We start from the raw sequence: 10,841 nt of genomic DNA on the forward strand, positions 1-10,841 counted from the left end.
GGTTACTTTGTTGCTTTATAAATTGTGGCTATACCTAAACTAAGTTTTTTATATTCAACTTTTTTAAATCCTGTATCTAAAAGAATTTGTCTCATCTTTTCCCCAAAAGGGAAAGCATTTACAGAATCCGGAAGGTATGTATACGCCCTGTTATCTTTGGAAACCAGTCTGCCGATGGCAGGTAATATATTTTTAAAATAAAACATATAAAATGGTCCCAGAAACCCCTCAACCTTTGAAAACTCCAGTATGTAAACACTCTTGTTATCCTTAACTACTCTTCTTAATTCTGCTAAACCTTTGGTAAGGTTTTCAAAATTCCTTACTCCAAATGCAACGGAAACAGCATCGAATCTATTGTCCTCGAAAGGTAAATTTTCTGCATCCCCTTTTTGCATGGAAATTTTGCCGTCTAATTTAAGTTTTTTTATTTTAATAACGCCAACATTTAACATTTGTTGCGATAAATCTAAACCAATTACTTTTGAACCTATTCCTTTTTCAATCGTAATTGCCAGATCTCCCGTTCCTGTAGCCACATCCAGCACTTCCTGCGGATTATCATTTTTCATCCATTTCACCAAAATATTTCTCCACAAAACATCAATTTTCAGAGATAAAACACGATTCAGAAGATCGTATTTCGGTGCAATATTGTCGAACATATCCTCTACCTGGCTCTTCTTTGTAGCTTCAGAATTGTAGGGTGTAATTTTAGTAATATCTTTTGTCAAAACTTAAAACTTGTAATATTCTTTATAATAATTAAGGTAATCCTGTTTTCTGAAAATTTTTGATCTTGATTCTATCTGCTGAATATTTTTGATCACTTTGTCGTAATCTTCATCCACATTATAGTAAAAATCATCGGTAAATAATTTCTTGAAGCGCTTTGCACCTCCATAATATGCTTTTCCGTCGATCACAGTCTTATCCAATGCCAAAAGTAATGAATCTTTTTTAAGATTGTATCCATAATATTGATCATTAATGTAATAATCCTGATGTGCAATATTAATTAAGCCACGGATCTTATTTACTTCAAACGCAGAATCGAACAATAATTTTTTATTCTGATCGAAAACTTTAATTGAATTTTTGCCCTTGTTCAGATCTACCGGAACAGTTTGCCCTCCTGCAATAGTTCCTTCCGAACCGTTATTAATTTTATAGTAAAATGTATTGGGAGTAGGATTATCTACCACGTAAGAGTTCTTTTTTGCTAAAAAAAGGAAGTAGATCCCAAAGGCAACGATAAACGCCACAACTGCAATAAGTAAGCCTTTTAAGGACGGATTATTTTTCATAGGATTGTAAAGTACAATTTTTGCAAATTTAATAATATTTTTAATTCTTTGTTATTAATATTAATTATTAACTTTGCATCCTTAAAAAAAATCATTTAAACGAATGCCGAATACGATCATTATTGGTTCTGGATCTTATATTCCTAATAGAGTTATTGGTAGAGATTATTTTTTAGATTCTGAATTCTATACGGATGAAGGTGAAAAAATTGAAAAACCTACCGAGGAAATCATTTCAAAATTTGTAGAAATTACAGAAATTGAGGAACGTAGATATATTGAAGACGATCTTTCGAACTCTAGAATTGGCTACGAAGCTGCAAAGATTGCTATCGAAGATGCAAAAGTTGATGCTGAGGAAATAGATTATATTATTTACGCAAGTAATTTTGGAGAGGTAAATACGGGTGGACTTGTAAACTTTATGCCTAATATGGCAGCAAGAGTGAAGAACCATTTGGGTATAAAAAACAGAAAATGTATCACTTACGATATGATTTTCGGATGTCCGGGATGGGTGGAAGCAATGATTTTGGCTGATAATTTAATTAAAGCCCAGGTTGCTAAAACTATTCTTGTAGTAGGCAGCGAAACTTTAAGCAGAGTAACGGACCCTTTCGACAGAAATAAAATGATTTTTGCAGATGGAGCTGGTGCAGTTGTGGTAAAAGCTACTGATGAAGAAAATGTAGGAATTATCGCTCACAATACAATCTGCGACAATGGTCCTGAATTGGAGTATCTGGTAAGCGGACCTTCTTTAAACAAAGAAGTTGACAGAGACAAGCCATTTATCAGAATGCTGGGAAGAAAAATTTATGAGTACGCTCTTAAAAATGTTCCTGTGGCAATTAAAGAAACAATTGATGATGCAGGACTTTCTATTGAAGACATCAACAAAATATTAATTCATCAGGCAAATGCTAAAATGGATTACGCTATGATCGACAGGCTTCACAGGCTGTATGATGTGAAAGATTACGACCATGCAATATCGCCAATGACGATCCAAATGTTTGGAAATTCATCTGTAGCAACAATTCCTACGATGTTTGATTTAATAATTAAAGGAAAAATGGACGGTCAAACGTTTAAAGAAAAAGGTAACATTGTGATGACTTCGGTAGGTGCCGGAATGAACATCAATGCTATTGTTTATAGATTTCCTTAATAATTATTTAATTTAAAATATAAAAAAGCACAGGGAAACTATTCTTTGTGCTTTTTTTAACCTTAATTATGCAAAGAAATTTTTTATTTATTGCGGCAGTCTTCCTTTTTTTGGAAGTGTATATTTATCAGGCGATAAGAACTTTAACGGATAATTCCTGGATAAAAATCGGCTATTGGGTTATTTCTTTAGCTATTTATGGGATTTTCGCTTACGAGGTTACGCATTTTAACAGAGCGGACAAAAGTATGGTGAGAGCTCAGATTATGATTTCTCTTTTTTTGGTTTTCATTTTACCTAAAGTTTTCGTTGTTTTATTTTTATTAATTGATGATATTTTCAGAACCGGAAGTTATCTAATCGGATTAACAGGATCTGCCGATCATTTTTTCCCTGAAAGGCGAAAGTTTCTGAGTTTAGCCGGATTAGGGTTAGGAGGAGTGCTTTCTGCCCTTTTCATCGACGGAATTACATTTGGAAAATACCGTCACAAGGTGAGAAGAGTAAGAATTAATTTCACTAATCTTCCAGAGAGCTTCAAAGGATACAAAATTGTGCAGATTTCGGATGTTCACAGTGGAAGCTTCACCGATCCTAGTAAATTGGAACATGCGATTAATTTAATCAACGAACAAAATCCTGATTTGGTTCTATTCACGGGAGATATGGTAAATAATGTGGCAGATGAATTCAAACCATTTATTCCTTTATTTTCAAAAATTAAAGCGAAAGACGGGAAATTAGCAGTTCTTGGAAACCATGATTATGGCGATTATGTAAACTGGAGTTCTTTAGATGAAAAAAAGAAAAACCTTGAAACTTTGATCGAATACGAAAGACAGGCAGGATTTGACATGCTTCGAAACGAACACAGAATTATTGAGAAAAACGGTGAAAAACTATACATTTTAGGTGTTGAAAACTGGGGATTAAAACCTTTCCCTCAGTTCGGAAGACTGGATGATGCTTTGAAAGACGTTCCAAAAGATGCTACAAAAATTTTAATGAGCCATGACCCTACTCATTTTGATTATGTGGTTAAAAAACACCCTACAGACATCCATTTGACACTTTCGGGACACACTCATGGAATGCAGTTCGGTTTAGATCTGAAAAACATCAAATGGTCACCAGTTCAATACAAATATCCAAAATGGGCGGATTTATATGAAAGCGAAGGAAAAATGCTCTATGTAAACAGAGGTTTCGGAGTGTTGGGTTATCCGGGGAGAGTCGGGGTTTTACCGGAGATTACGCTTTTTGAATTGGCTTAATTTTCTCCCACTGATCTCACGGATTTGCACAGAAACCTATTGAATCTGCAAAATCTGCGAATTTTTAACGCAAAGATTTTATTTTAAAAACTCCATTTTAAGGGAGCGAAGGTGAATCAATGTATTGATTGATTAAGCTATCGTTTTCAGCTTCGCGAAGCAAATTTATTTGCCTTTGCTCTCTGAAATCAACGATTTGAATAATTAAATCTTTGCGTTTAAATTAATTTTCTAAGCACAAATACATTAAGGGCTCAAAATTTAGAGTTTTTACTTACCTAATTCCTGCAACCTATTAAAAAATATAATCTTTCATACGGGAAGTAGCCATCTCCTTCTCGTTGATCCAGGTAAGGAGGGCATCTAATTTGTCCTCCATTTTTCTGCCCAAATTTAATCTTCTGTAAAATGGAATATCGAATTGATATTTACTGAAATCTGTAAACTGCCAAGAATTTAAATAAATCAAAACAAATTCATCTTTCTTCAACGTTTCAAAAACCATATTCTGATAATATTTCATCGGCAAAACCTGAAACACAAAATCATTATAAGGCAATTGACTGTAAGGTGAAATACTTTCCGGAACAATACTTAATCCATCCTCTTCTGTGATTTCCGTATCTCTTTTCAAACGTTTAAAAGGAAAAAGAATATCTGCATTATCGATATTGGAAACATAATTAAATTCCAACATTTTCAAGCTGTCTTGAGATAACTTAAAATCTTTTTGACGAACTCCTTTGATTTGTTTTTCCAGAAATTCCTGTGTGAATTTCTTTGCATCTTCAATTTCCTGAAGAGTAGAATTTTTATTATAAAAAGCAATTTCATGCCCTTTGGATGAAATTGCTTTTATTAAATTTTGAAGTTTTTGAGCGATAGAAATCTCTACAAAAAAACTCGCTTTAACATCATGAATATCTAAAATCCTAAGAATAGCTTTTGTATTATCATGTGAAATTTTCAGTCTTTCATCATCGGAAATCTGGACACCATTTTTGGTATCAGCTTCAATATTCAAGATGTTAAAAGTGAATAATATCATTTAAATTAAATTTTAGATAAATTTTATAATAAATTAAAAATCAGATGTTAAAATGTATTTTAATTAAAGTTTAACTTTATATAAATTAATTTTTACCTAATTTCACTTTAAGATTCTTGATCATGTCTTTTGTCATTTCAGAAATTCCGAAATCGTAAGTCAATCCCCAATCTTTTTTAGCTACAGAATCGTCGATTGAGGCCGGCCACGAATCTGCAATCTGTTGTCTGAAATCCGGTTTATAATCGATTGTAAATTCTGGAATTTCTTTTTTTATTTCCTCCGCCAATTGTTTTGGAGTGAAAGACATTCCACCTAAATTATAAGAAGAACGAACGGTTAAACTATCTTTCGGAGCTTCCATTAATTTCAATGTTGCGTTGATAGCGTCGTCCATATACAACATCGGCATTCCAGTATTTTCAGAAATGAAACTAGTATATTTTCCTTCTTCAATCGCTTCATAGAAAATCTCAACAGCATAATCAGTTGTTCCACCACCGGCCGGAGTTTTCCATGAAATCAATCCCGGATATCTGATACTTCTTATATCTACTCCATACTTGTCAAAATAATATTCACACCATTTTTCGCCTGCCATTTTAGAAATTCCATAAACGGTTGTCGGATTTAAAACCACATCCTGTTCAACATTTTCCTTTGGAATTCCTTTTCCAAAAACAGCAATAGAACTTGGCCAGAAAATCTTTTGAAGAAGACCTTCTTTCGCCAATTCGCAGAAATGAAGAAGAGGCTCAAGATTTAATTTCCATGCAAAAATCGGCTGCTTTTCTGAAGTTCCGGACAACAATGAAGCCAAGTGATATACCGTTGTAATCTCATAATCTTTGATTACCTGTTTTACCAACTGAGTATTCGTAACGTCCATTCTTTCGTAATGTCCGGCTGCAGTTATTCCCTTTTGCCATCTGTCAAGCCCCGAAGCTACAACATTATCTGCTCCGTGGATCTCAACAAGCCTGTTTGTAAGCTCAGTGCCGATCTGTCCTAAAGCACCTGTAATAAGTATTTTTTCCATAGTATATTTCTTTACTATTATTTATTAGATTCCGCAAAAGTAAAAAAATCAAGCCAACCAAAATAAAAAAGGTGCGCAAAACACACCTTTTTTTCATTACACTTCAAAAACAATATTTAGAAACTCACATTTATTCTCGCAAAAAGAAATCTACCATTCATTCCAAACTGAGAAACATTTCTCGAATAAACAAATTGATTGGAGTTTGACAAGTCAATAGTAGCAGGAGAAGCAGAATAAACGATATTTCCATTACCATCTAATCCCGTGGCTCTCTTAGCCGTTACCGGACCATAATTTTCATTCGGATAAACATCAAAAATATTATTAGCTCCAATTGTAAGTTTAAATGACTTTGAAAAATTATACCCAACAGAAAAATCTGTAATAATTTTTCCTCCCCAAACCGGATGCTCCACTTCGATAGCTTGTCCGTTAATCACTTCCGCCTGTACTATTCCATCTCCATTTACATCAACAACATTCGGATCTGTAACTTTGCCAAAATAAACATTCCTTAGAAGAAAGCTTAATTTATTTATTTCCAATGAATTATTTAAAGAGGCTTTGAATCTTGGGATAGCTTCTTCAACATAAACCCTGCTGGCTTCAGAATAATACCTGTTAATCTGCCCCGCATTTACCAAAACATCAGAGCCATGAATATCTCCAATTCTATTTGTTTTAGAAACTGTAACAGCCAAATCTGAATTCAGTGAAACTTTACCTATAAAAGTTTTATGAGAAATCACAGCTTCCATTCCTTTAGTCTGTGTATCAATTGCGTTAGCAAAAAATGTAGCTGCAGTAGCATTTGCCGCATCAAAAGCCAACTGCAAATTTCTGAGAGGAGTACCATCTGCATAAGTTCCCGTTGGTCTTGAAAACTGATCGGTAAGAACAACCCTGTCATTCACTCTGATATAATAACCATCTAAGGTTACGCTGAGCTTAGCAGACGGAAATTTAGCAGTAAACCCCGCCGAATAACTCTTAGATTCCTCCTGCTTCAATTGTGGAATACCTAAAATCTGTGCCGCTTTTGAATCATTAGAAAAAGTACCCACTTCAAAAGGAACACCTCCCACAAATTGTGTAGAAGTGGAATTAAAATACATCTGCTGTAAAGATGGAGCTCTGAACCCTGTGGAATGTGCTGCCCTAAAATTAAAAGTATTTGAAATTTTATAACGGGTAGCTATTTTATAATTAAATGTAGAACCAAAATCCGAATAATTCTCATATCTCAAAGCCGCACTTACAAGCCATTTATCCGTAATATCCAATTCTGTGTCAACATAGAGAGCCATAGAATGCCTTCCTTTACTTAAAGCATTTTCAGGTCTGAATCCAGGAAAAACCTGAGAACCTCCGGGTCTGCTGTTCCCATAGAAATCGGTAGGTTTTAAGGAAGCAGCTGTTGTAGAATTCTGTATATTACCATTAATATCATAAAGCGCCCATGAAGCCTCTTCTCCATTATTAATTTTAAAATTTTCGAATCTCGCTTCACCTCCGAAAGCAAGATTAAATCCTTTTAGCCAATCAAATTTAGTATCAAAATCTGCATTGATCGTATTTTGGGAAAAACCTAACCCTCCTGCATCAAAGCTTGTTTTACTTGGATACATCATACTTGCATTAGCTGTATTTTCAATTGTATAATCGAAAGTATTTTTTCCAAAAGTATTACTTATATCATAACTTACATTACCCAACTTCCCTTTGAAACCTGCAGCAAACGACACATCAATAACATCTGAAGAAATTTCCGGCAGAAAACCATTAGGATAAATGGAAGTAGATGTTCTGTTCTGATTTGGCAATCTGTAAAAACCTGCTGCATTCCCGCTCCTGTAAGAATAACCTCCAAAAGCATATCCTCTGATTGCGGAAGTAATATCAAATTCAGAATTTACAAACAATTGCCCACTTGTAAGTTTCGACTGCCCTACTCTCATATTAAAATCATCTCGTGTTAGTCCTCTATATGCCAATTCATTATTTGTAACATCAAAATTCAATGCGGTCTGCATGGCAGAAATCGTATTTGCATTTTGAATTTGACTTAATTGCTGTGCAGTAAAATAGGACACCCCTTGAGAATATTGCCTTATGTAGCTTAAAATCTGACTGGAGTTCGGAGCACTATTAATATTGCCAAAAAGTGAAGAAATATTTATTCCATCATTTAAAGCACGCTGTTCTATTGCATTATAAGCATTAAAAATATTAGATGTATTTGCCCTTGCTCTTCCCGTATCATCTCTCTTCATTAAACTACCGGTAAAATTTATAAACCCGGTTTTCCCTAAATTGGTACCATAGTTAAGATCAAGTTGGTATTTTTCGCCATCCCAACCTCCGGAATGATCATTCGAACCTTTAGAATTGAATCCTCCTGCTGTAATTGCAGCCGTCAATTTCTTTGTATTTCTTTTCATGATAACATTAATAACTCCTGCAATAGCATCTGAACCATATTGAGCAGAAGCTCCATCTCTTAAAACTTCAAGCCTTTCAATAGCAAAAGCCGGAATTGCATTAAGATCTGTTCCTACCGATCCTCTTCCCGGCGATCCATTAATATTAACCAATGAAGAAGTGTGCCTTCTTTTTCCATTTAGCAAAACAAGAACCTGATCCGGACCCAATCCTCTGAGCTGAGCAGGATCTATATGATCCGTTCCATCTGCAACTGTAGTAGAATTTGAAGTAAATGAAGGTGCAGCATAGTTTAAGATCTGATTAAGATCCGTCTGAGGACTTAACACCGATTGTGAACTTATGTTAATAACATCTACGGGAACCGGAGTATCCGTAGCAACACGACTCTTGTTTCTGGATCCCACTGTTATCTTAACCTCTTCTACCGTCTTAGTTTTCAATGTATCACTTACCTGAGCACTTAGACCTGTAGAAATAAAAAACAACACACCTATCGAAATAATTTTCTGATAATTTTTCTTCATACCTTTATGTTTTTACATTATATTTAATTTTTCAAACATAGCAATAAAAAATCAATTAAACATTAAAATCAAAAATAAAACAATCGATATACTATAAATTAATCAATTAATTTAACATAATTAACATAAATATCATATTTATAGAAAAATTTAAACCTTATTTAAAATTAAGATGAAAAAAATACTTACAACAATTATTTTATTGGCCACATACAGTACTTATTTTACCCAATTTATTTCATTTAATATAGTAAAAGAGGCTAAAGTAAAAAATAAAGGCGTTGTCGTTTCAGCACATCCTCTTGCAAGTGAAGCCGGAGCAAAAATTCTGAGAATGGGCGGAAACGCTTACGATGCGATTGTCACCACACAATATGCTTTGGCAGTTGTTTATCCTCAAGCCGGAAACATCGGTGGCGGCGGTTTTTTAGTTGGTGTTAAAAACAACGGTGAAAAATTTACGCTTGATTATCGCGAAACTGCTCCTAAAAAAGCAACTCACGATATGTATGTTGATAAAAACGGAAAAGCAGATACAGATCTTTCTCAAAACGGAAGATTGGCAGTTGGAGTTCCGGGAAGTGTTGCCGGATTTTTTGCAACACTGAAATACTGCAAACTTCCAATGGATCAATTAATTCAACCTGCAATTGATTTAGCCGAAAAAGGATTTGCAATAACCGAACAGGAAGCTGATTTATTAAATACAAGCAAAGAATATTTTCAAAAACACAACCAATCTTCAATAGTTTTTGTAAAGAATATACCTTGGAAAGCAGGAGATATTTTGGTTCAGAATGAATTGGCTGAAACATTAAAATTAATTCAAAAATTAGGTTTAAAAGGATTTTATGAAGGGAAAACTGCCGAATTTTTGGTTTCAGAAATGAAAAAAGGAAACGGAATTATCACTTTAGAAGATCTTAAAAATTATAAAGTTGCAGAAAGGAAAGCCTTGGAATTTGATTATAAGGGAAACAGGATAGTTTCCATGCCATTGCCTTCAAGCGGCGGAATTTTGCTAGCTCAAATGTTGAAAATGTCCGGTTATGAAAATTTGGAAAAATATCAACAGAATTCCACAAAAGCCGTTCAAATTATGGTAGAAGCCGAACGAAGAGCTTTCGCCGACAGAGCAGAATATATGGGCGATCCTGATTTTATTAATGATAAAACTTCTTACTTAATTTCTGATGAATATTTAAAAAAAAGATGGAAAAGTTTTAGTTTTAACAAAGCAACCCCAAGTTCGGAAGTTGGAAAAATTATTAAACAACCTAAAGAATCTACACAAACTACCCATATTTCCGTAATCGATAAAGATGGAAATGCAGCTGCCGTAACTACCACTTTAAATGGTTTATATGGAAGCAAGGTTGTTGTTTCAGGAGCCGGATTTTTCCTAAATAATGAAATGGATGATTTCTCCATAAAACCGGGTGTTCCGAATATGTTTGGAGCTGTCGGTGGAGAAGCAAACTCCATTCAGCCCAATAAAAGGATGCTTTCTTCGATGACTCCAACAATTGTTCTAAAAAACAGAAAACCTTATATGGTTGTCGGAACTCCGGGAGGAACAACGATTCCGACATCTGTTTATCAATCTATTGTCGATGTGGTTGATTTTAAACTAAATGCAAATATATCTGTAAATTCTCCAAAGTTTCATCATCAATGGCTTCCGGAAAGTGTTGCTTTTGAGAAAAATTTTCCTGAAACTACCATTAAAGATTTAGAAAAATTAGGTTATAAAGCCGAAAATTGGAATCAGATCGGAAGAACCGAAATGATTTTAATTGATGACAACGGAAATATTCATGCGGTAGCCGATGGCCGCGGCGATGATTCTGTGGCAGTGGAATAATTTAAGTAAAAGGACATATCAATAATGCTTAGAGAGCTTCGGCATGACATCGCTAAAGTTTACGGTTAATATAACAGTTACAGTTAATATTAAATTACAGTTAGTATTAGAAATGTCATGCCGAAGCTCTCGAAGCATTTATCAATTTAAACAGCTTTAGTTTCGG

General features: G+C 34.3%; 8 protein-coding genes. 3 read left to right on the forward strand and 5 right to left on the reverse strand.

All coding sequences use genetic code 11. The features are described 5' to 3' along the window. Positions 1–2: 2 nt before the first annotated feature. On the reverse strand, positions 3–734 hold the full coding sequence (ubiE, locus tag ABD745_RS15040) for a bifunctional demethylmenaquinone methyltransferase/2-methoxy-6-polyprenyl-1,4-benzoquinol methylase UbiE (protein ID WP_047398256.1): 732 nt from the start codon (positions 732–734) through the stop codon (positions 3–5). 3 nt (positions 735–737) lie between these two features. Continuing rightward, positions 738–1,307 carry a hypothetical protein gene (locus ABD745_RS15045; RefSeq protein WP_344831588.1) on the reverse strand — a complete coding sequence of 190 codons (570 nt, stop codon included), beginning with the start codon at positions 1,305–1,307 and terminating at the stop codon, positions 738–740. 103 nt (positions 1,308–1,410) lie between these two features. Here ABD745_RS15045 and ABD745_RS15050 point away from each other — a divergent pair, with 103 nt between their 5' ends. Next, positions 1,411–2,478, forward strand: a complete 1,068-nt coding sequence (locus ABD745_RS15050; RefSeq protein ID WP_344831590.1) for a 3-oxoacyl-ACP synthase III family protein — start codon at positions 1,411–1,413, stop codon at positions 2,476–2,478. Between the two features lie 68 nt (positions 2,479–2,546). After that, the gene (locus ABD745_RS15055) at positions 2,547–3,752 is read left to right on the forward strand and encodes a metallophosphoesterase (protein WP_344831593.1); all 1,206 of its coding nucleotides are present in this window, start codon (positions 2,547–2,549) and stop codon (positions 3,750–3,752) included. A 295-nt stretch (positions 3,753–4,047) separates the two neighbouring features. On the opposite strand, the gene ABD745_RS15060 is transcribed toward ABD745_RS15055, so the two are convergent. From ABD745_RS15060 to ABD745_RS15070, 3 genes are all read right to left on the reverse strand, one after another. Further along, positions 4,048–4,800: a polysaccharide deacetylase family protein gene (locus ABD745_RS15060; protein WP_344831595.1), complete on the reverse strand. Its 753-nt coding sequence runs from the start codon at positions 4,798–4,800 to the stop codon at positions 4,048–4,050. An 85-nt stretch (positions 4,801–4,885) separates the two neighbouring features. After that, complete coding sequence (locus ABD745_RS15065; protein WP_344831597.1) at positions 4,886–5,839, reverse strand: NAD-dependent epimerase/dehydratase family protein; 954 nt, start codon at positions 5,837–5,839, stop codon at positions 4,886–4,888. A gap of 116 nt (positions 5,840–5,955) precedes the next feature. Then, complete coding sequence (locus tag ABD745_RS15070) at positions 5,956–8,811, reverse strand: TonB-dependent receptor plug domain-containing protein (RefSeq protein ID WP_344831599.1); 2,856 nt, start codon at positions 8,809–8,811, stop codon at positions 5,956–5,958. Between the two features lie 172 nt (positions 8,812–8,983). Here ABD745_RS15070 and ggt point away from each other — a divergent pair, with 172 nt between their 5' ends. Then, a complete protein-coding gene (ggt, locus tag ABD745_RS15075) occupies positions 8,984–10,675 on the forward strand; it encodes a gamma-glutamyltransferase (RefSeq protein ID WP_344831601.1) in 1,692 nt (563 codons plus the stop codon). The last annotated feature ends 166 nt before the right edge of the window (positions 10,676–10,841 follow it).

The sequence above is a fragment of the Chryseobacterium ginsenosidimutans genome (genome assembly GCF_039536845.1).
In the GTDB taxonomy this organism is placed as follows: domain Bacteria; phylum Bacteroidota; class Bacteroidia; order Flavobacteriales; family Weeksellaceae; genus Chryseobacterium; species Chryseobacterium ginsenosidimutans_B.